Source organism: Methanosarcina sp. MTP4, from assembly GCF_000970045.1.
Classification (GTDB): Archaea; Halobacteriota; Methanosarcinia; order Methanosarcinales; family Methanosarcinaceae; genus MTP4.
The window spans coordinates 165,523-186,454 of record NZ_CP009505.1; the positions used below are offsets into that span (position 1 = coordinate 165,523).

A 20,932-nucleotide genomic window follows, 5' to 3' on the forward strand; every position below is an offset into this window, starting at 1 on the left:
AAAGGGAAAAACTTTTCATAGAAAGGAACAATATGAGTATGGGGAAGTTAAAAACTTGAAGAAGCCCAGGGGGAATTTTTCATTATAAATGGTAATCGGAGCTTGGAGTGGGTTCTTTTAGGAGCTGGAGTGCAAGTTTTCCAGAGCCTTGGGTATAAGCTTTTCGGGGATCGGAATACAAGCTTTTCAGAGCTTTGAGTACAGGCTTTTTGGGGGGCAGGAATACAAGCTTTTAGGGGACTGGATTGGGATCTTTTTTGAGACCCGACCCGGATACCACACTGCATATCCTCCGGTATCCAGCTAACAAATAAATTGAAACCGTAACCGGACCGGAGTACAAGGATTCCATTTCAAAATTAAGGACTCATTCAATAGGACTTACTTGATACATCAGGTGTGGAAAGAAGAAAGTGATTAAAAAATTATTCTCAGAGGGAAAATGGCCGGAAATAAACGATTTCCTTTGGACCTGCTGCTGGTGGCAGGTCTTGTACTCCTGACAGATATCTTCGTGCTGACGCCGGGGCTTAACGGGAGTTTTATCAGGGTGGTGTTGGGGATACCCATGGTGCTCTTTTTGCCGGGGTACACGCTGGTGGCAGCGCTCTTTCCAGGAAAAGAAGACCTGGGCTGGATCGAAAGGGTTGTCCTTTCCTTAGGGTTGAGCATTGCAGTCGTGCCAATGATGGGGCTCTGGCTGAACTATATGGCTTGGGGGATAAGGCTCATGCCCATAATTGTGAGCCTTTCGGTTTTTACGCTCCTCATGTGCGGGGCTGCATACTACCGGAGGCGGAACCTTCCCGGGGAAGAAGTTCTTGTGGTGTCTTTCAGGGCTGTGGCCCTTGACCTGAAGGACGAAATCCTGAATAAACCGGAAACAACAGTAGAGAAAATCCTCATGGTGCTCATGGTCTTTTCCATTCTTGCGTCGTTGGGGACCCTTACCTATGCTGCTGTGGTGCCGAAAGAGTACGAGCACTTTACGGAATTCTATATACTGGGGCCAGAGGGTATGGCAAGCAACTACCCGACAGAGTACGTGCTTGGTGAAGACGGGAATGTCATTGTGGGGATTGTAAACCATGAGTACCGGACAGTAAACTATGCGATGGCCGCCCGGCTTGATAACAGGTCCTTAGACCTTCCCGAAAACATGAAATATATCAACCTGGCCCATAACGAGAGCTGGGAAGAAACTCTCGAAATCACGCCGCCTTTCGAAGGGACGGATATGAAACTTGAGTTCCTGCTCTTCAACGATACTGAAAAGGAAGTCCCATACCGGGAACTGCGTCTCTGGATAAACGTAAGTGAAAAGGCTGAGGAGGCCTGAACATGGCAAGCCCGGAACTGGTAGACGAGACTTATGAACATGAAAGGAACTCCGCATCTTTCCTGAACGAAATAGATAAATTCGAAAGGAAAAGGGAGTTGGGGAAAAAAGTGAGTGAAAATAGCGAAGTCCGGGAGGAGCCTGAAAACGCCTTGCCCCGGCACAGGGGTGTTCTTGAAGCTATCCCGATACTGATTATCGCTTTTGCCGAACTGATGATCTACGAGGGGAGTCTGGATGAAGCCATAATGGCGCACACCCTGCTCCTTATAACCCTGGTAGTGTGCATTGCGCTCATCAAGGACCGTGAGATACAGCGGACCTACCAGATCCTGATGCTCCTCCCGATCCTCCGCCTGGTCAACCTCGCAACACCTGTCTTTTTTGAAGATACACTCTATGCCCTGGCCTTCATCTACGCCCCTATGGCAATCCCGGTAGCAATTATCGCCGTGTACCAGGAGTTTACCCTTGAAAAGATGGGCCTTACTTTGAGGAGACTCTGGCTCTTCTTCCCCTTAGCTGTTTCCATGGGCGCGGTTCTTGGTTATGGAGAGTATACCATACTCCAGGTAAGTGTAAGAGATGCTCTTATCCCGGACCTGGGCCTTGCAAGCCTCCTGAGCCTCGTAATCGTGATGATCTTCTTCGTCGGGCTAATCGAAGAACTCATCTTCAGGGGTCTTCTCCAGACAAGGCTCGAGTCGTTCCTGGGCCCTGCCGCAGGCATCCTCGTTGCAAGTCTTCTCTTCGGACTCATGCATGCAGGTTACGGCAGTCTCACTGAGATCCTTTACGCCATCTTCGTGGGAATTTTCATAGGCCAGCTCTACTACAGGACAGGGGATCTTACCCTTGTGGTTCTTATCCACGGCTTTATGAATATCTTCGTTTTCGGGATTTTTCCCCTGATGGGGCTGTAACCGGGCATATCCCAATTCGAAAGGCTGTGCTGTACCAGCCGAATTCCGCTTCGGCAGCACGGGGTCCGTTTCGGTCGCTTTGCTCCCTCAAGCGGACTTAAAATAATAGTCTGGCATTTATACCAGTCGATTGGATCTATTTTGCGGGGGGTTCGGAGGCGGGGCTGCCTGATATGAATAAAACCAAATCACTTAAATAAATATAAAGTGTATCCAGATAAAAATTTGGGTAGTTGATAAGTTATATTTTGTGAATAATTAAGTGCATCCTGGTCTATTATACTAGGTCAGTAGAAATATTTCATATAAAAAAAGAAGATGAAGGGATTTTATGGCGTTTAGTGAAAAAAACCCGGTTGCGGGCAAAGTCCTGGTGACGGGCGGGGCTGGTTTTATAGGGAGCCATCTGGTGGACCGCCTGGTGGAAGATGGAAACGAGGTGGTGGTGCTGGACAATTTCAGCTCGGGCAGCATGGATTTTATTGAGCAGCACCTCAAAAAACCGAATTTTGAACTCATAAACGGGGACATTCTTGACACAGAGCAGCTCGAAAGGGCTCTTTCAGGCATAGACTTCGTCTTCCACGTAGCTGCAAACCCGGATGTAAAACTCGGAGTTTCGGATACGAAAGTCCACTTCGACCAGAACATATTTGCAACCTACAAGCTCCTGGAAGCCATGCGGAAAACCGGCGTTGGAAAAATAGTTTTTACTTCGACTTCCACTGTCTACGGAGATGCAAAAGTCATGCCCACTCCTGAAGACTACGGCCCCCTCATCCCCATTTCCCTTTACGGGGCCTCCAAACTTGCCTGCGAAGCCCTTATCACTTCTTATACCCACACCTTCGACATGCAGGCCTGGGTATTCAGGTTTGCAAATATAGTCGGCCCGAGAAGCACTCACGGGATTACCGTGGACTTTATCCGCAAATTGAGGGAAAACCCGGCGAGGCTTGAGGTCCTGGGGGACGGAAAGCAGGAAAAATCCTATCTGCACGTCTCGGAATGCGTGGAATCGATCCTTTTTGCCATTGAAAATAGCACCGAAGAAGTCAACATCTTCAATGTCGGGTCCGAGGATACCATCAGTGCTACCCGGATCGGGGAGATTGTTGTGGAGGAACTGGAGCTTTCGGATGTCGAGTTTACCTACACCGGCGGGAGCAGGGGCTGGAAAGGAGATGTCCCGAGGATGAGACTCGGGATTGGGAACCTGAAGGAAATAGGGTGGAAGCCTGGGTATTCTTCGGAAGAGAGTGTGAGGGAGACGGCGAGGGCACTGCTTTGTGGAAAATAATCAAATAATTTAAATAATTATACAGAGTAATTAGCCCGGAACTAAAAATATTTGCAAACACGCCAGGCCGGGAAAGCCAGGGGGCCATAAAAATCAAAATCATTCCTGGAAGCCGGCCAGGTGAGCACGGATAAAATTATCAAATCAGCCATATTATGCACATTTTATGAAGAACAGCTTCCGGAAAACAGTATTTGAAACATATTGTTCTGAAACATATTGTTCTGAAACATATTGTTCTGAAACATATTGTTCTGAAACATATTGTTCTGAAACATATTGTTCTGAAACATATTGTTCTGAAACATATTGTTCTGAAACATATTGTTCTGAAGCATATCTGGAATAAAATGGGGGAAGAAATGAATTCGAGCGAGTTTAGAATCCACAATTCTTCAAAAGTATACGGCTCTTCAACAGTCGGTGAAGGAACAATCATCCTGGAAAACGTGATTCTGGGATATCCCGAGCACAAAATCCTGATGGAAATCCTGAAACAGGGCCTGGAAATTGAAGACTACGATTTTCCCGGCTGCACAATAGGTCCGGATTCGATTATAAGGGCGGGGAGTACAATCTTTTCCAGGGTGAGGGCCGGGAAGAATTTCAAAACAGGCCATAACGTGATGATCAGGGAAAATACCGACATCGGAAACAACGTACTCATAGGGACAAACGTCATTATCGATGGGAACGTCAGGATCGGGGATAATGTGAGCATCCAGGGAAATGTTTACATTCCAACTAATGTGACTATCGAAGATAACGTCTTTATTGGGCCCTGTGCCGTACTTGCAAATGATAAATATCCTATAAGGAAAGAGTACCCTCTCAAAGGACCTGTCCTCCGGAAAGGGGCATCAATAGGTGCAAATGCAACTCTTCTTCCGGGTGTTGAAATAGGGGAGGGCGCTATGGTGGCGGGAGGGGCTCTTGTTACGAAGGATCTCCCTCCATGGAAACTGGCAGCCGGAGTCCCTGCAAAAATTCTTGACCTGCCGGGAGATTTGAAAGAACTGAACAAGATCTAAATAAATCGGAATAAGACCTGTAAGATCCGAATAAGGTCTTAAAAAAGAGATTTAATGAGATTTGAATAAGGTCTTAAAAAAGAGATTTAATGAGATTCGAACAAGGTCTTAAAAGAAACAGATCTACTGAGATCCGAACAAGGTCTTAAAAGACATGAATTCGAATAAGGTCTTAAAAGGCACAGAATAAATTTAAACACAAAAAGAAGATCAACCATGATCCCAGTTGCAAAACCGCTGTTAGGTCCGGAAGAAATTGACGCAGTAACCGATGTCCTGAAATCGGGTATGATTGCCCAGGGCCCGAAGGTTGAAGAATTTGAATCTGCTTTTGCAGAGTACACCGGGTGTGAGTATGCAGTTGCCGTAAACTCGGGCACTGCTGCCCTCCATGCCTCTCTTTTAGCCCACGGGATAGGAGTGGGGGATGAGGTAATAACAACTTCTTTTAGCTTCATTGCAACCGCAAACAGCATCCTCTACACAGGGGCAAAGCCGGTATTTGCGGACATTGAGCCGGATACATATAATATAGACCCGGAAAAAATCCGGGAAAAAATCACTTCGAGAACAAAAGCCATTATGCCGGTCCACCTTTACGGGCACCCTGCAGGGATGAAAGCCATCATGGAGCTTGCCGAGGACCACAACCTGGCCGTCCTGGAAGACGCCTGCCAGGCGCACGGAGCCGCTTATTCCGGGAAGAGGGTGGGGGCTTTCGGGACAGGGGCATTCAGTTTCTACCCGACCAAGAACATGACTACCAGTGAAGGCGGGATGCTTACCACAAACGACCGGGAAGTTGCGGAAAAGGCAAAGATGGTCCGGGCCCACGGTTCACACACCCGCTACCTGCATGAATGCCTGGGCTTCAACCTGCGGATGACCGACATTGCAGCCGCAATCGGGCTTGTGCAGCTAGGAAAACTCAACGGGTTCATCACCTGCAGGCAGAAAAACGCAGAACTGCTCTCAGCCGGGCTCAAGGGAGTTCCCGGCGTTTCAATCCCTGGGATAAAAGCCGGCTGCACCCACGCTTTCCACCAGTACACCGTCAGGGCTGAAAAGCGAGACGAGCTTGCTGCATTCCTGAGAGAGAAAGAAATCGGGACTGGTATCCACTACCCGATGCCCATTCACAAGCAGCCTCTCTACCTGGAACTCGGATACGAAGACCTCCTGCCTGTTTCCGAAAAGGCAGCAGAAGAAGTCCTTTCCCTGCCGGTTCACCCTGGGGTATCGGAAATGGATACGCAGAAAATAATTGAAGCAATCAGGGAATTTTACTCTAACAACTGAATCAGGACCGAACTTTTGATTCAAACCCTGTTTTCCAGAACCCAGCTTAAAATAAGAGGAAGTGAGACATTTGATCAGAGTAGGAGTAATAGGCACTGGAGCCATGGGCCAGAACCACGTCAGGATCTACAGTGAAATGGAAGGTGTAGAACTTGCCGGGATCTCGGACGTTGACTTTGAACGGGTGGACGCCATGGCTGCCCAGTTTGACACGAAACCCTTTACGGATTACAAAGAAATGTTTGCCGAAGGTCTTGATGCGGTCAGTGTCGTTGTCCCGACCAAGCTGCATAAGCAGGTCGTCCTTGACGCCCTGGAAGCGGGGCTTCACGTCCTTGTGGAAAAACCTATCGCAGACAGTATCGAAAATGCAGACCTGATGATCGAGGCTGCAGAGAAGGCGGGAAAGATCCTGATGGTTGGCCATATCGAGAGGTTCAACCCTGCGGTTATCAAACTTAAGGAGATCATGGAGTCCGGGGTCCTGGGCAAGGTTGTTTCCATCTCCACCCGGAGGGTCGGCCCCTATAACCCCAGGATCCGTGACGTTGGCGTGATCCTGGACATCGGGGTCCACGATATTGACATTATTTCGTACCTCTACGGCAAGAGAGTAAACCACGTCTACGCCGTGGCAGGTGCTGACATCCATTCTTTTGAAGACCATGCCTCAATCATCCTCCGCCTGGACCACGAGTTCGCAGGGGTCGTGGAAACAAACTGGCTAACCCCTCACAAAGTAAGGCGGCTCACAGCCATAGGCGTTAACGGCGTCGCTTACCTGGACTACATCGACCAGACCGTAGAAATCCACGACAACGGCTGGATCCGGCAGGCTAAAGTGGTGGAAAGCGAACCTCTTAAAAACGAACTGGAACACTTCATAGAATGCGCTTCCACGGGCAAAGCCCCAAAAACCTGTGGTGAAGACGGCAAACACGCTCTGGAAGTTGCCATGGCAGCCATCCGCTCATATGAAGAAGAAAAACTGATCAAGATTTGATAACTGATCAAGATTTGAAGGTCCGAAACGCTGATCTCGTTAAATCAGAAATATTTACTTCACTGAATCTGAAACGCTTACCGGATTAAGTCTGAAACACTTACTTCATTATATCCGAAATGCTGTCCTTATTGAAGTGGTACTCATGAGCAAACTTAAAACTCTCCTCGAAGCCCGCGGTCCGATAAAAAAGGTCGGAGTCCTCGGCATGGGCTACGTCGGCATCCCTGCAGCCGTCCTTTTCGCAGATGCCTCCTGTTTTGATAGAGTCCTGGGGTTCCAGAGAAACTCGAAGTCCTCAGGCTACAAAATCGATATGCTCAACCGGGGAGAAAGCCCGTTAAAAGGCGAAGAGCCAGGCCTGGAAGAGCTGATCGGCAAAGTAACAGGTGCCGGGAAGTTCGAGTGCACTCCCGATTTTTCGAGGATCTCCGAACTGGACGCTGTTACCCTTTCAATCCAGACCCCCTTTGCCAACCCGAAAGACCTGACTCCTGATTTCAGTGCCCTTATAGAAGGCATCAGAAACGTCGGGAAATACCTGAAACCCGGAATGCTGGTGGTCCTGGAGTCCACCATTACCCCAGGCACAACCGAAGGTATGGCAAAGCAGATCCTTGAAGAGGAATCCGGGTTAAAAGCGGGGGAAGACTTTGCCCTTGCCCATGCTCCCGAAAGGGTCATGGTGGGGAGGCTCCTTAAAAATATCAGGGAACATGACCGGATTGTGGGAGGGATTGATGAGGCCAGCACGAAGCGGGCAGTTGAGCTCTACACCCCGGTGCTCACAGTCGGAAAAGTAATCCCTATGTCTGCCACTGCTGCCGAAGTTACCAAGACCGCAGAAAACACTTTCCGGGACCTGCAGATTGCAGCCATCAACCAGCTCGCCCTCTACTGTGAAGCCATGGGCATAAACGTCTACGACGTCAGGACCGGCGTGGACAGCCTGAAAGGTGAGGGAATTACGCGAGCCATCCTCTGGCCCGGGGCCGGGGTTGGGGGGCACTGCCTTACCAAGGATACCTACCACCTGGAAAGAGGCGTAAAGATCGGGGAAGGGCAGCTGGACTATCCGGAAGGTGCGGATTCCATCTACGTGCTTGCCCGGAAGGTCAACGACTTCATGCCTGTTCACATGTACAACCTGACCGTTGCAGCCCTTGAGCGGATTGGGAAAACGGTAGAGGGGGCAAAGATTGCCATGCTCGGCTGGGCTTTCATAAACGACTCCGACGATGCCAGAAACGCCCCCTCCGAACCCTACAGGGACCTTTGCCTGCAGGCAGGGGCAGAAGTGAGGGTACACGATCCCTACGTCGTAAATTACCCGGACGTTGAGATCTCGGCTGACCTGGAAAAGGTTGTCAGGGGTGCGGATGCTGTGGTTGTTTTTACGGGGCACAGTGCGTACTTTAATGTGAAGGCCGATTGGCTCAAAGAGCTTAGCGGGAAGGAAAACCCTGTCATTGTGGATGGAAGGAACGTTGTTAAGCCGGCCGAGTTTATTGAAAAGGGTTTTGTGTACAAGGGAATCGGAAGGGGAGATAAAAACGGGCACGAGCTAAAGGGATGAATGTGGGATTAAGGGGGTAATAAGAAATTTAAGGGGAAATTGATGGAAGAGAAACCTGTGTCTCCTCTTTTTGATTTTTCGAAGGTATTAAGGGCTAAGGCCCTGCATCCCTTTTTTTATTTTTAACCGGCTGAGTTGCATTAGCCGAGTTCTGCTTCTGAAACATGGGGTCTATTTTGCGTATTCAAGCGGACTGAAAAACAGAGCAGCGTTTATTCCCGTATGTCGTGGTTATTTTTCCGTTTGCTTGCAAACGGCCTGCTCAAAAAAGTTGAAAGGAAGACAATGAAAGAAATGAAACTCAAACAAACTGAAAAAAGGATAAAATTCACAAAAAACACCTCTAAAATTGCTTTTAAATTTATATTTCAGCAGCCTTCTATTAATTTTCATGGAAAAGCCGGCTGCCTTTGGCACCCGGTGAGAGTTCCGGGAAGTGAAAAGCAGTCCGAAAAACGGATTTTCCGGAAAGAATCACTTCGCTCTTATCCAGCCGATTATAATCTGGAAACCCGGGCAAGCACATACTTTCAAAACCCGTTTTTTATTTTTTGCAGGTCTGCGGACAGCTCCCTAAACTCCCCCGGAGCAACCGGAATCAAAAAACGAAAACAAAAACTACCTTTGAATTTTTATTGCAGCAGCCTTCTATTAATTTTCAGGGAAAGGCCGGCTGCCTTTGGCACCCTGTGAGATCCCCGGGACCTGAAAAGCAGTCCGAAAAACGGATTCTCCGGAAAGAATCACTTCGCTCTTATCCAGCCGATTATAATCTGGAAACCCGGGCAAGCACATACTTTCAAAACCCGTTTTTTATTTTTTGCAGGTCTGCGGACAGCTCCCTAAACTCCCCAGAGCAACCTTATTCAAACCGCACACGTCCTTCCCCCCGCATGAATCTTATTTTACAAATCGAAACCCTGGCAGCTGTGTACCCGGATATACGAAACGTCTTCAGACATCTCCGGAAGTCTTCGGGAGTCTTCGGGAGCCTTCGGGAGCCTTCGGACGTCTTCGAGAGTTTCCGGAGGTCTTCAGGCTAGGCTTTAAATCAGGCAAGAATTGCCAGCACCTTAAAAACAACGATTCCGAAAAAAGAAACCAACAATGGCAAGATAGCTGTATTGAGCGAGCCGTTCAGGTCCCGGGACCACTGGCTTGATGCCGAGAGCACTTCCTTTAAGGAGAGCAGGAGGATCAGGCCGACGGTTATTATCGCCCCGTATTCCGGGTAGTAGATCCCCGTGGATATCGAACAGGCACTTACGCCTGAAACTGCAGTATTAAGTATCAAATTCCCGGAAGCCGTTATGGAACCCGCAAGCAACTTCATCCCCCCGATTAGAGAGATGAATTGGTACATATAAAAAACTTTTTAATCATGTTAAAAAATACGAAAAGAGATATTAAACCGAAGAGAATACAATTAAAGAATAAAAAATATGAAAAAAAGATTGAAACCTCCATAATCCCTTAAAAATCATAAAAAAGCCCTGAAACAGCCCATATTGAAAGCAAATTTCCAGGAAAAATTCATAATGATTTCAATCATAAACAGTTTTTAAAAAATAAGTTACGGATAGAATTAAAAAACTCGAACAGAGTAAAGATGAAATCAAAAACACGCTGAAAAACGCCTTTGAAATTGTTTTTTAACTTCTATTTCAGCAATCATCCCCAAATTTCCAGGGAAAAACCGGCTGGAAGCTAAGCACACTTCCCTGAACAACCGTGCCCCCTCCTCCCGGCCTCTGCCCGGCAAACCGCAATCCCCCCACGGAGCTTACTGTTCAACCGGTAAAGGGTCTTTCCGAATTTCCGAAGCTTCCTGAGCCTTTGCCAGGCACTCAAGCGTGCAGTAAACCGCTTTTTCTTCCACGTTTTCCAAAACAAAGAACTCTCTGCCGCAAATGGGGCAAATTTTCCTTACATGTTCCATGTACACATCACCCGGAAGTAGACTTTAAAGAATAACAAACTGTAGTTATTCATTACTTCACAATGTATAAAAGAATTTTTCATGACTTACTTTTTATTTTTTCCCTGTCGGCGGGCACCTTCGAGAACTTAAACAGAACAACCATGGTCGAATTGTCCTCAAGCAGGCTGAAAAAAGAGCAGCGTTTAATGCCGTATCCTGTGGCTATTTTCCCGTTTGCTTGCAAACGGCCTGCCCGAAAAAAAAAGCAAAAAAGAAAAGGGGAATCAGCCATAAAAGAGCAAAAAAGGTAAATTCACTAAAAAAACCTTGAATCTGCTTTGAAATTTATACTCCATCAATCTTTTAACAATTTTCAAGGAAAAGCCGGCTGCCTCCGGCACCCGGTGAGAGCCCCGGGAAGTGAAAAGCCACCCAAAATACGGTTTTTCCGGAAAGAAAACATTAGTTAGATGTTGTCAAGGGTTTAAAGGAGAAAGCCATCAATTTATATACGAAAGGTCATAAATCAAAATATCATGAAACTGCAGGGGAGCCAGCATGAGGTTGACATATATATAAAAAAACTGCAGGAAATGCTTCCGGAACTGAAGAAGAAGTACCCCATCAAGTATATGGGGGTTTTTGGTTCCTACATCAGGGGAGAGCAGAGTGCCTCAAGCGACCTGGACATTCTGGTGGAATTCAACGGGTCCATCACACTTTTAGGGTATGCCAGACTTGGGAATGAGCTGTCGGATAAACTTGGGGTCAAGGTAGACCTTGTATCAAAAACTGCCCTGAAACCCAGAATCGGCAAACACGTCCTTTTAGAGGTAGTCGAAGTATGAGCGACCGGGAAGCAGGAGATTACATAGAAGACATACTCAATGCCATGCTGGATATTGAAGAATTCACAGCCGAATATTCCTATGACCGGTTTATCAACGATAGAAAAACACAATATGCCGTTATCAGGGCAATAGAGATCATAGGGGAAGCGTCTAAAAACGTACCTGCAAAGATCAGGGAAAAATACCGACACATCCCGTGGAGAGACATGGCCACCATGCGAGACCGGCTAATCCATGGTTATTTTGGCGTGGACCCTATAATTGTATGGGACACCATAAAACAGGACATCCCACCCCTTATCCCTATGTTCAGATCTATCCTTGCCGAAATGGAGTAAAAACTAACTTTGATTTTTATACTGCAACCACCATCTGCTAATTTTCAGGGAAAAGCCGGCTGCCTCCGGCACCCGGTGAGATCCCAGGGAAGTGAAAAGCAATCAGAAAAAAAGGTGTTCCGGAAGAGCATATTAACTTTTGTCCAGGCATTACAGCCTTTTCAGTCCATCCAGTCCATTCAGTCCATCCAGCTAAACTACGATTCGAAAAAAACAAGGACCGGGACTCTGTAGATTTCTTAAGAACTATTTGATAGCCTTATGAGAGAACATAAATATTAATAGATATCAATTAGTTATTAATCAATAACTTTTTGTTACGCAAATGTACCTGAAAAGCAAAATTTCAAAGCCTACTGCAATCTACCGGAGGCAAAGAAATGGCAGAAGCGTTAAATTCCGGGAAGGCAAAACCATCCCCGACTCTTAATACTATTCTCATGGTAGAAGACACCCTGAAAAACAGCCCGGACAGTGTTGTAACAGTTGCAGATCTCAAGAAAATGCTGCCAAGACAGGTTAACCACAATACTCTGATTGTCATTCTGGATTATCTGGAACAAAGTAATAAAATTGCTGTTGGGATAAAGGGAATAACCTGGATTCACAGCAGGAATGAAAACTTGAGAAAGGCAGTGGTCCAGGGGCTCGAACTATGAAATATAGCTGATTCCTGCGAAATACAAGACCGAAAACTGAATAAAGCTAGAAGTTTTCACAAGCCTGAACTATTTATCACTCCGGAACCATATATTGTAGGACCTGCTATTGCAAGGCCTGCATAAGATATAAACAGAGGTAAGCATAAAGTCCTTAATGATGGGTAATATGCAGTCTGCTGATGTGAAGTCCGTTACTCCAGACCCGAAGCTTGAAAGGCTTGAAAGGGAGCTCAGGGATTTTTTCTCCGGAGTTGAGGATGTTACGGTAGCCTATCTTTTTGGCTCAACAGTCCGTGGAGAAGCTAACAGCTTAAGCGATATAGATATAGCTGTGCTTTTTAAGGAGAGCCTTTCACAGGAGGAAGCCTTTGACCTTCAACTTGAATTGATCGGCGAACTTACAGAACTTCTTAATACGAATAACGTAGACCTCGTGTTACTCAATGATTCACCCCTCCTTTTGACCTATAATGTTATACGTGACGGAATTATTTTGAAATCCGACGAACTTGAAAGAGTCAGGTTCGAAACAAAAATAATGTCCAGGTACCTTGACGAGCGGTATCACATTGAAAGGCATGCAAAAGAGAGCCTGAAAAGAATAGCGGAGAACGGGTTTCGATGAGAGAAGAAATAAACTACCCGAGTTCCGCTTCGGGATCAGAAAAATCTATGATTTTTCTTTTAGTTGCACTGTAAGTGCAACAGCACGGAGTCCGTTTCGCTCGCTTTGCTCGCTCAAGCGGACCAAGCTAGAAACTTAATAAGGATAGCAAAGAGCGGATTTAGATGAGAGAAGAGATAAACTTCAAGCTTGAACAACTTGGTGAGTATGTCAGCATCCTCAGGGAATATCAGAACTATGATCTGGAGGAAATCAGAGACAACCTTACTTTGAGAGGAGCAGTTGAGAGGTATATGGAGGTTTCCCTGGCCTGCGTGATTGATATTTGCGAGATGATTATTTCCAGTGAGAAATTGAGGCGGCCAGATACCTATAGAAAAGTTATCCTGACACTTGGCCAGAACGGAATTCTCCCTGAAGACTTTGCAGAAAAACTTGCACCAGCCGCAGGTTTTCGAAATGTGCTCGTCCACATGTATGCAGATATCGATATAGTGAAACTTTATTCTCATCTCCAGAATGACATTGATGACCTGGAACTCTTTGCAGAATACATTGCAAAGCACCTTATTTCAAAATACGAGTGATAAGAAACTGCTGCTGGAACATCTCCTAAGGAACCGTAGCCGAATTTCACTCAATCCGACTGAAAAACAGAGCAGCGTTTAATACCGCATCCCGTGGTTATTTTCCCGTTTGCTTGCAAACGGCCTGCACGAAAAAATTGAAAAGAAAAAAAAGAAAGAAATGAAAGGAAGTTAACTCAAGCCTACTAAAACCGGAATCAAAAATTAATTAAAAAGCCTTCAAAACTGCTTTGAAATTTATACTTCAGCAATCTTTTAATAATTTTCAGGGAAAGGCCGGCTGCCTCCGGCACCCGGTGAGAGCCCCGGGAAGTGAAAAGCAACCCAAAATACGGTTTTTCCGGAATGAAAAATCAGCTCTTATCCAACAGAACTTTGATTCGAGAACCCGAACACCTAATATTTTCAAAACTCTTTTTTTATATTTAGCCGGTCGGCGGGCAGCTCCGAAAACTTCCCTAAACAACTTTTACTAAATCAATAGTCAAAGACCCAAATTCTTTCACCAATCCCAGGTGAAAGTTTAACCACAGAAAGCACGGAAAGCACGGAATAAAGGAAATTGGGGCACAATCCTTCCGTGCTTTCCGTGTCTTTCGTGGTTATAAATCAAGTGTAAATATTTACGTTCGGAGATCCGATCAATTCTTCTCAAAAACCTCTCCAAAAAACTCCTCAAACTCCTGAGGCTCCTTCAAGAACCTTAATTTCTCAAGCTCATTTACGAGCCCATACATATCCTCTCTCCTCTCAAGCCCCAGAAGCTCAGGCTCCACAGGCTCAAGCCGCCTGATTTCAGGCAAGGAAACATAATTAGAATTCGGAACGAACCCTTCACCTTCAAGCAGATAATAAGCTCCGCCCCCGGCCTTCCTGATAGGCTCATAAACAGAAGAAAAACTGGTGCAGACCCAGTTGGCCATCCCGAGTTCCGCTTCGGGAGCACGGGGTCCTTTTCGCTCGCTTCGCTCCCTCAAGAGGACTACTAATTCAAAACTTTATTTCTATTTTTTATCAGTCGGCGGACTGCTCAGAAAACTCCCCCCAAGCAACCTTTACCGAATACAATCAATTCTCCTCAAAAGTCTCCTCGAAAAACTCCTCAAACTCCTGTGGCTCCTTCAAGAACCTTAATTTCTCAAGCTCATTTACGAGCCCATACATATCCTCTCTCCTCTCAAGCCCCAGAAGCTCAGGTTCCACAGGTTCAAGCCGCCTGATTTCAGGCAAGGAAACATAATTAGAATTCGGAACGAACCCTTCACCCTCAAGCAGGTAGTAAGCTCCACCCCCGGCCTTCCTGATAGGCTCATAAACAGAGGAAAAGTCGGTGCAGACCCAGTTAGCCATCTTCAGGACAGTTTCGGACCTGTTGATGCTGATATGCCCGTATCCCGGAGGCACAATTACCACATCCCCTTTTTCAGCCTCTATAACAACAGCGTCCAGGACGTTTTCCCCCTCCGCCTGTTGTAGGAGATAGACAGCCTCTCCTTCGAGCACCTGGTAGATCTCAGGATACGAGACCTTTGCCCCCGGAACTATGGGATGGTAATGCCCTTTGGTCTTTACGAACTCTTTTCCCAGGCGGGCAGGCGGGATAACCGTGATGTCATAGCGGAGCCCGGCTTTTCGCATGCTCTGAAGGTCGGATTCGGTCCGGGAAAGTTCCCGGTACATATAATAGAGCTCAAAGTCCCCTGCTGTCCGGAACCAGGCCTTGTCAGCAAGGACGTCTTTCATGTCGGAGAGCATCCGGACATCGGGCTCCCTGATCGTTTCCCCAAATTGCAACGTATTTTCCATCTTTTGCCCTCATAATCCGCTTAAAACAACAACCTTTTTGATCTGCATCCCATAACTTCTTCAGATATGAAAATTTTATATGGAAGTTATATTTATATTAATGTTATAAAGACTCTTTGAGTATTTGTCAAAACAGGTGGGGAGAAAGTGCTTTTGAATCGGAAACTAATGAAAACAGCAATTATCCCCGGGACCCGACCCGAGACCTGAGAAACCTCACATTTTCAAAACCCATTATTTATATTTCACCGGTCGGGGGGCACCTTCATGCACTTCCCCAAACAACCGTAACCCTACATCCCAACCTCTACCCCACAAACCGCAAACTCCCTCCCAAAACTTACTCTCCGGCAACCAAAAACTCTTCCCGAACCCCCGAACCTTCCTGAGCCTTTTCCAGGCACTCGAGAGTGCAGTAAACCGCCTTTTCTTTCACATTTTCCAGAACAAAGAACTCTCTGCCGCAAACGGGGCAGATTTTTCTTACATGATCCATAAATACATCACCCGAAGTAGATATTAAATATTAAAAAACTGTATATGTTTAATACTTTAACATATATAATATAATCGCCAATACTTGATCATTATTTTTAGCCTGTCAGCGGGCACCTGCGAACACTAAACCGGAACAACAGGGATCAAAAATTAATTAAAAAACGTCTTAAAATCTTTTTTGAAATTTACACTTCAGCAGTCTTCTATTAATTTTCAGGGAAAGGCCGGCTGCCTCCGGCACCCGGTGAGAGCCCCGGGAAGTGAAAAGCAATCAGAAAAAAAGGTGTTCCGGAAGAGCATATTAACTTTTGTCCAGGCATTACAGCCTTTTCAGTCCATCCAGTCCATTCAGTCCATCCACCCAAACTACGATTCGAAAAAAACAAGGACCGGGACTCTGAAGATTTCTTAAGAACTATTTGATAGCCTTACGAGAGGATATAAATATTAATAGATATCAATTAGTTATTAATCAATAACTTTTTGTTACGCAAATGTACTTGAAAAACAAAATGTCAGAGCCTATTGCAAATCTACCGGAGGCAAAGAAATGGCAGAAGCGTTAAATTCCGGGAAGGCAAAACCATCCCCGACTCTTAATACTATTCTCATGGTAGAAGACACCCTGAAAAACAGCCCGGAAAGTGTTGTAACAGTTGCAGATCTCAAGAAAATGCTACCAAGACAGGTTAACCACAATACTCTGATGGTCATCCTGGATTATCTGGAACAAAGTAATAAAATTGCTGTTGGGATAAAGGGAATAACCTGGATTCACAGCAGGAATGAAAACTTGAGAAAGGCAGTGGTCCAGGGACTCGAACTATGAAATATGTCAGGGTAATCCTTGCCCCTGAAGCTGCAGATGCATATCAGGATCTCATGAACAAAGCCTCAGGCTCAAAGCAAGAAGAGGCAATCCTTAATTCGTTCCTTCAGAAGGTGGAACTGTTAAAGGAAAATATCCACTATGGGCAGCCAATTGCCAAAAAACTGATTCCTGCTGAATACAAAACCAGTTACGGAATAACAAACCTGTTTAGAGCCCGAGTTCCGCTTCGGGATCACAGAAAATCGGAGATTTTCTGGGAGTTGCACTGTAAGTGCAACAGCACGGGGTCCGTTTCGGTCGTTGCACTCCCTCAAGCGGACGAAATTTTAAAAACTCCTTTTTTATATTTCGCCGGTCGGTGGGCTCCAGCGAACACTTCCCCGGAACGACCATAACCGAATTGCACTCCAACCTCTCCCCTGCAAACCGCAAGCTTCCCTCTCGCAAAGCTTACTCTCCGGCAACCAAAAACTCTTCCCGAACCCCCGAACCTTCCTGAGCCTTTTCCAGGCACTCGAGAGTGCAGTAAACCGCCTTTTCTGCCACATTTTCCAGAACAAAGAACTCTCTGCCGCAAATGGGGCAGACTTTTTTTACATGATCCATGTACACATCACCCAGAAGTAGACTTTAAAAAACAAAAAACTATGGGTGTTTGTTACTTCTTTACCATATAAAAAAATTTCTCAAAACTTTATTTTTATATTTGTCCAGTGGGCGGTCTCCTCAAGGAACTTCCCGGGCAACCGCAGCCAAACCGCACCACGCCCTTTCCCCCGCACGAATACCTTTTTACGGATCGAAACTTTAAAGGAGGGCTATCCGGATTAACCAAATCACTTAAATAATTATAAAGTGTATCATACTAAAAATTTGGATATTTGTATTACTCATCTTTATTAATAAATTAAGTGAAACTCATGAAAATCGCGATCATCCTCGGCACAAGGCCAGAGATTATAAAAACCAAGTGAGGCAAAACCTATGAACCTGATAAAAACCAAAATAGAAGACCTTTTTATTCTGGAGCCAAGAGTTTTCGCTGACGACCGGGGATACTTTTTTGAAAGCTATAACAAAAAGATCCTGGACGGTCTGATTGGAAAGGAATACAATTTCGTCCAGGACAATGAATCAAAATCATCCTATGGCGTGGTCCGGGGGCTCCATTACCAGTTAGCTCCCTATAGCCAGGCAAAACTTGTGAGGGTTCTGGAAGGATGCGTATACGACGTTGCTGTTGACCTGAGGAAAGATTCACCGACTTTCGGGGAATGGGTAGGAGTTGAACTTTCCGCTGAAAACAAGAGACAGTTCCTGATCCCAAAAGGTTTTGCCCACGGCTTTTCCGTCCTGAGTGAAACTGCCGTTTTTACTTACAAGTGCGACGAGTACTATCACCCAGAAACCGAAGGTGGGATAATCTACAATGACCCTTCCCTCGACATCGACTGGAAAATGCCGGAAGAGAAAATTGTCCTCTCGGAAAAGGATAAACTCCTCCCGAAACTGGAAAACGCCGAAATGAACTTCTGATTCCTGATTATTATCTAATATTAAAAATTGTACCAACCCGGAAGGTGAGCAAATTGAAACTGCTGGTAACTGGCGGCTGTGGATTCATAGGCAGCAACTTCATCCATTACATGCTGGAAAAATATCCTGATTATGAAATTGTAAACCTTGACAAACTGACCTATGCGGGAAATCCTGAAAACCTGAAAGATATCGAAGAGAACCCTAATTATTCCTTCATAAAAGGCGACATCTGCGACCCTGTCATTGTGAATGAAGTAATGAAAAACGCAGATCAGGTTGTCCACTTCGCAGCCGAAAGCCACGTAGACCGTTCAATTGAAGACGGTTCGGTTTTTGTCAGGACAAACGTGCTCGGCACAAACACCCTGCTCCAGAGTTCCCTTGCAAATGACATCAAAAAGTTCATTCATGTTTCAACTGATGAAGTTTACGGAAGCACCATGGAAGGTTCTTTTACCGAAAAAGACAACCTTGCCCCTTCAAGCCCCTATTCCTCAAGCAAAGCAGGTTCCGACCTCCTTGCAATGTCCTACTACACAACCTACGGTCTTCCAGTATGCATAACCCGATGCACAAACAACTTCGGCCCCTACCAGTACCCTGAAAAATTAATTCCTTTTTTCATCAGCCGATTAATGGAAGGAAAGAAAGTCCCCGTCTACGGCACCGGCCTGAACATCCGGGACTGGATTCATGTTGAAGACCACTGTTCTGCAGTAGACTTTGTCCTCCATTCCGGCAGCAGCGGGGAAATCTACAACATAGACGGCGGAAATGAACTAACTAACCTCGAAATCACTCACGTCCTCCTTAAAATGCTCGGCAAAGACGAGTCTTCAATCGAGTATGTTGAAGATAGAAAAGGCCACGATTTCCGGTACTCCCTTGACGGCAGCAAACTGGAAAAAATGGGCTGGAAACCCAGATATGATTTTGACACTGCCCTGGAACAGACAGTCAGCTGGTACGTTGAAAACAAATGGTGGTGGGAACCATTAAAACGTTGATCATCGGCTCCACTGGGATGCTCGGTTCGGACCTCTGCAAAGTCTTTCCCGATGCTATGAAACTGACACATAAGGATCTTAACATCACAGACAGAGAGCAGGTTATCGAATCTATTCAAAAAATAAAACCTGAGCTTGTCATAAATGCAGCTGCCTACACAAATGTGGATGGCTGCGAAGATTCCCAGGAGCTTGCCTTTCAGGTTAATGGATACGGCCCTGGATACATTGCAGAAGCCTGTTCTATGGCTGGAGCGAAGCTTGTCCACTTCAGCACGGACTACGTTTTTGACGGATCCAAAAAAGAGTATGTAGAGTCAGATACCACAAATCCGATCAATGTATATGGGCACTCAAAACTTCTCGGTGAAAAGAAAATCATTGAGAATATGAATGATTACAGGATTGTAAGAATTTCCTGGCTTTTTGGAATCAATGGGAACAACTTTGTTGAAACCATGCTGAGATTATCCAGAGAAATGGATACAGTAAAGGTTGTCAATGACCAGTTTGGCAAACCCACCTATACGATGGACATAGCCACTAAAATAAAAGAAATAATTGAACTCGACCCCGGAATCTATCACATTACAAATGATGGAATATGTTCCTGGTATGAATTTGCCTCTTCTATTATCGATAACGTAATTCCCTGTACCAGTGAAGAATTCCCAAGAAAAGCGAAACGTCCTGAGTACTCAGTTCTGACAAACACTAAAACCGAACCCATGAGGCACTGGAAAGAAGCACTTAAAGCCTATTTGAAGGAGAGAAAAGCATGAAAGGCGTAATACTTGCAGGCGGTACCGGCAGCAGACTGTATCCTCTTACCAAAGTGACTAACAAACACCTTTTGCCGGTTTATGACAAACCAATGATCTACTACCCGATGGAGACTCTAATAAATGCCGGAATAAAAGACATCATGATCGTGTCTGGCAGAGGGCATGCAGGGCATTTTCTTGAACTTTTAGGTTCCGGGGTAGATTTTGGAGTTCATTTTACCTATGAAATTCAAGAAAAAGCAGGAGGTATTGCCCAGGCACTTAGCCTAGCCGAGGATTTTGTTGATGGGGACAGTGTAACTGTTATTTTAGGAGATAACATCTTCCAGGACAACATCGAGAAGGATGTTGCAAACTTCAATGGTGGTGCCAGGATCTTTTTAAAAGAAGTCACCGATGCTCAGAGGTTTGGAGTAGCCGAATTGAAGGGTGAGAAAGTAATAGGCATTGAGGAAAAACCAAAAGTGCCAAAAACCAATTTTGCAGTTACCGGGCTTTATATTTATGGCTCTGATGTTTTTGATGCAATTAAAACACTCAAGCCTTCCGGAAGAGGTGAACTTGAGATAACGGACGTAAATAATTATTACATAAGCAAAGGGGCCATGGAGTACGGGGTTCTTGAGGGTTTCTGGAGTGATGCAGGGACTTTTGAGAGTTTATTAAGAGCAAGTATGATGGTAAAGCAAAGTAGAGAAAAAGACTCCTAGAGTATAATGCCAAAAATTATAAAATTATTAGCGATTTTGTCAATTTCATACAAGAGTAAGAAATTCTAAGAATGGAACATAGATTCATAGATTAATTAGAGAATATTTTCCGGCAAGGATGCGGTAAAAATATGAAGATTGCAATTATTCTCGGCACAAGGCCCAAGATCATTAAAATGAGCCCTATAATAAGAGAATGTGAAAAACACACGCTTAGAACCTGATAGGGATCTCTATCTATATGCGGGAATTAAGATTAAAGTTAGTATATTTTGAATTATCCGATTGTAGAGATTTCAG

The 20,932-nt window shown here is 45.5% G+C and carries 24 protein-coding genes; 18 read left to right on the forward strand and 6 right to left on the reverse strand.

Annotated features, from left to right (window positions below; translation table 11 throughout):
• The first annotated feature begins 442 nt into the window (after positions 1 to 442).
• The 7 genes from MSMTP_RS00710 to MSMTP_RS00740 all read left to right on the forward strand — a co-directional run bounded on the left by MSMTP_RS00710 (position 443) and on the right by MSMTP_RS00740 (position 8,471).
• Positions 443 to 1,339, forward strand: a complete 897-nt coding sequence (locus tag MSMTP_RS00710) for a DUF1616 domain-containing protein (protein ID WP_048177136.1) — start codon at positions 443 to 445, stop codon at positions 1,337 to 1,339.
• Positions 1,340 to 1,341: 2 nt separating this feature from the next.
• On the forward strand, positions 1,342 to 2,262 hold the full coding sequence (locus MSMTP_RS00715) for a CPBP family intramembrane glutamic endopeptidase (RefSeq protein WP_082090440.1): 921 nt from the start codon (positions 1,342 to 1,344) through the stop codon (positions 2,260 to 2,262).
• Positions 2,263 to 2,593: 331 nt separating this feature from the next.
• On the forward strand, positions 2,594 to 3,562 hold the full coding sequence (locus MSMTP_RS00720; RefSeq protein ID WP_048177138.1) for an NAD-dependent epimerase/dehydratase family protein: 969 nt from the start codon (positions 2,594 to 2,596) through the stop codon (positions 3,560 to 3,562).
• Between the two features lie 362 nt (positions 3,563 to 3,924).
• Entirely contained in the window at positions 3,925 to 4,593 is a 669-nt protein-coding gene (locus tag MSMTP_RS00725) for an N-acetyltransferase (protein WP_048182351.1), read from the forward strand.
• 216 nt (positions 4,594 to 4,809) lie between these two features.
• On the forward strand, positions 4,810 to 5,892 hold the full coding sequence (locus MSMTP_RS00730) for a DegT/DnrJ/EryC1/StrS aminotransferase family protein (RefSeq protein ID WP_048177140.1): 1,083 nt from the start codon (positions 4,810 to 4,812) through the stop codon (positions 5,890 to 5,892).
• A gap of 70 nt (positions 5,893 to 5,962) precedes the next feature.
• Positions 5,963 to 6,895, forward strand: a complete 933-nt coding sequence (locus MSMTP_RS00735) for a UDP-N-acetylglucosamine 3-dehydrogenase (RefSeq protein ID WP_082090441.1) — start codon at positions 5,963 to 5,965, stop codon at positions 6,893 to 6,895.
• 145 nt (positions 6,896 to 7,040) lie between these two features.
• Positions 7,041 to 8,471 carry a nucleotide sugar dehydrogenase gene (locus MSMTP_RS00740; protein ID WP_048177143.1) on the forward strand — a complete coding sequence of 477 codons (1,431 nt, stop codon included), beginning with the start codon at positions 7,041 to 7,043 and terminating at the stop codon, positions 8,469 to 8,471.
• Positions 8,472 to 9,522: 1,051 nt separating this feature from the next.
• On the opposite strand, the gene MSMTP_RS00750 is transcribed toward MSMTP_RS00740, so the two are convergent.
• Complete coding sequence (locus tag MSMTP_RS00750) at positions 9,523 to 9,804, reverse strand: hypothetical protein (RefSeq protein WP_231582857.1); 282 nt, start codon at positions 9,802 to 9,804, stop codon at positions 9,523 to 9,525.
• 450 nt (positions 9,805 to 10,254) lie between these two features.
• Entirely contained in the window at positions 10,255 to 10,410 is a 156-nt protein-coding gene (locus MSMTP_RS19565) for a hypothetical protein (protein WP_197076115.1), read from the reverse strand.
• 518 nt (positions 10,411 to 10,928) lie between these two features.
• On the opposite strand from MSMTP_RS19565, the gene MSMTP_RS00760 reads away from it, so the two are divergent.
• From MSMTP_RS00760 to MSMTP_RS00785, 5 genes are all read left to right on the forward strand, one after another.
• Positions 10,929 to 11,240: a nucleotidyltransferase family protein gene (locus MSMTP_RS00760; RefSeq protein WP_048177151.1), complete on the forward strand. Its 312-nt coding sequence runs from the start codon at positions 10,929 to 10,931 to the stop codon at positions 11,238 to 11,240.
• Positions 11,237 to 11,581 carry a DUF86 domain-containing protein gene (locus tag MSMTP_RS00765; protein WP_048177152.1) on the forward strand — a complete coding sequence of 115 codons (345 nt, stop codon included), beginning with the start codon at positions 11,237 to 11,239 and terminating at the stop codon, positions 11,579 to 11,581. The genes MSMTP_RS00760 and MSMTP_RS00765 overlap by 4 nt, the downstream gene beginning before the upstream one ends.
• Positions 11,582 to 11,961: 380 nt before the next feature.
• Positions 11,962 to 12,240 (forward strand): hypothetical protein, encoded by a 279-nt coding sequence (locus MSMTP_RS00775; RefSeq protein WP_048177156.1) that lies wholly within the window; start codon positions 11,962 to 11,964, stop codon positions 12,238 to 12,240.
• Positions 12,241 to 12,409: 169 nt separating this feature from the next.
• Positions 12,410 to 12,868, forward strand: a complete 459-nt coding sequence (locus MSMTP_RS00780) for a nucleotidyltransferase domain-containing protein (protein WP_048177157.1) — start codon at positions 12,410 to 12,412, stop codon at positions 12,866 to 12,868.
• Between the two features lie 164 nt (positions 12,869 to 13,032).
• A complete protein-coding gene (locus MSMTP_RS00785) occupies positions 13,033 to 13,455 on the forward strand; it encodes a DUF86 domain-containing protein (protein WP_048177159.1) in 423 nt (140 codons plus the stop codon).
• A 641-nt stretch (positions 13,456 to 14,096) separates the two neighbouring features.
• Here MSMTP_RS00785 and MSMTP_RS00790 read toward each other — a convergent pair.
• The 3 genes from MSMTP_RS00790 to MSMTP_RS19570 form a co-directional block, all read right to left on the reverse strand.
• Entirely contained in the window at positions 14,097 to 14,432 is a 336-nt protein-coding gene (locus tag MSMTP_RS00790) for a glucose-6-phosphate isomerase family protein (protein WP_156153624.1), read from the reverse strand.
• 91 nt (positions 14,433 to 14,523) lie between these two features.
• Complete coding sequence (locus MSMTP_RS00795) at positions 14,524 to 15,261, reverse strand: glucose-6-phosphate isomerase family protein (RefSeq protein WP_048177161.1); 738 nt, start codon at positions 15,259 to 15,261, stop codon at positions 14,524 to 14,526.
• Positions 15,262 to 15,601: 340 nt separating this feature from the next.
• Positions 15,602 to 15,757: a hypothetical protein gene (locus MSMTP_RS19570; RefSeq protein ID WP_197076116.1), complete on the reverse strand. Its 156-nt coding sequence runs from the start codon at positions 15,755 to 15,757 to the stop codon at positions 15,602 to 15,604.
• Positions 15,758 to 16,309: 552 nt separating this feature from the next.
• On the opposite strand from MSMTP_RS19570, the gene MSMTP_RS00800 reads away from it, so the two are divergent.
• Entirely contained in the window at positions 16,310 to 16,588 is a 279-nt protein-coding gene (locus tag MSMTP_RS00800; protein ID WP_048177162.1) for a hypothetical protein, read from the forward strand.
• Complete coding sequence (locus MSMTP_RS19825) at positions 16,585 to 16,986, forward strand: hypothetical protein (RefSeq protein ID WP_231582858.1); 402 nt, start codon at positions 16,585 to 16,587, stop codon at positions 16,984 to 16,986. The genes MSMTP_RS00800 and MSMTP_RS19825 overlap by 4 nt, the downstream gene beginning before the upstream one ends.
• A gap of 55 nt (positions 16,987 to 17,041) precedes the next feature.
• Here the strand turns inward: MSMTP_RS19825 and MSMTP_RS19575 are convergent, their stop codons facing one another.
• Positions 17,042 to 17,197, reverse strand: a complete 156-nt coding sequence (locus tag MSMTP_RS19575) for a hypothetical protein (RefSeq protein ID WP_197076117.1) — start codon at positions 17,195 to 17,197, stop codon at positions 17,042 to 17,044.
• Between the two features lie 378 nt (positions 17,198 to 17,575).
• Between MSMTP_RS19575 and rfbC the strand changes: the two genes are divergently transcribed.
• Genes rfbC through MSMTP_RS00825 form a run of 4 tightly spaced genes read left to right on the forward strand, consistent with a single transcriptional unit; the run spans position 17,576 to position 20,632 of the window.
• Positions 17,576 to 18,127 carry a dTDP-4-dehydrorhamnose 3,5-epimerase gene (rfbC, locus tag MSMTP_RS00810; RefSeq protein WP_048177163.1) on the forward strand — a complete coding sequence of 184 codons (552 nt, stop codon included), beginning with the start codon at positions 17,576 to 17,578 and terminating at the stop codon, positions 18,125 to 18,127.
• Between the two features lie 53 nt (positions 18,128 to 18,180).
• Complete coding sequence (gene rfbB / locus MSMTP_RS00815) at positions 18,181 to 19,137, forward strand: dTDP-glucose 4,6-dehydratase (protein WP_048177165.1); 957 nt, start codon at positions 18,181 to 18,183, stop codon at positions 19,135 to 19,137.
• Complete coding sequence (gene rfbD / locus MSMTP_RS00820; protein WP_048182361.1) at positions 19,110 to 19,919, forward strand: dTDP-4-dehydrorhamnose reductase; 810 nt, start codon at positions 19,110 to 19,112, stop codon at positions 19,917 to 19,919. The genes rfbB and rfbD overlap by 28 nt, the downstream gene beginning before the upstream one ends.
• On the forward strand, positions 19,916 to 20,632 hold the full coding sequence (locus MSMTP_RS00825) for a sugar phosphate nucleotidyltransferase (RefSeq protein WP_048177168.1): 717 nt from the start codon (positions 19,916 to 19,918) through the stop codon (positions 20,630 to 20,632). Before rfbD ends, MSMTP_RS00825 begins: the two co-directional genes overlap by 4 nt.
• Positions 20,633 to 20,932: the final 300 nt, after the last annotated feature.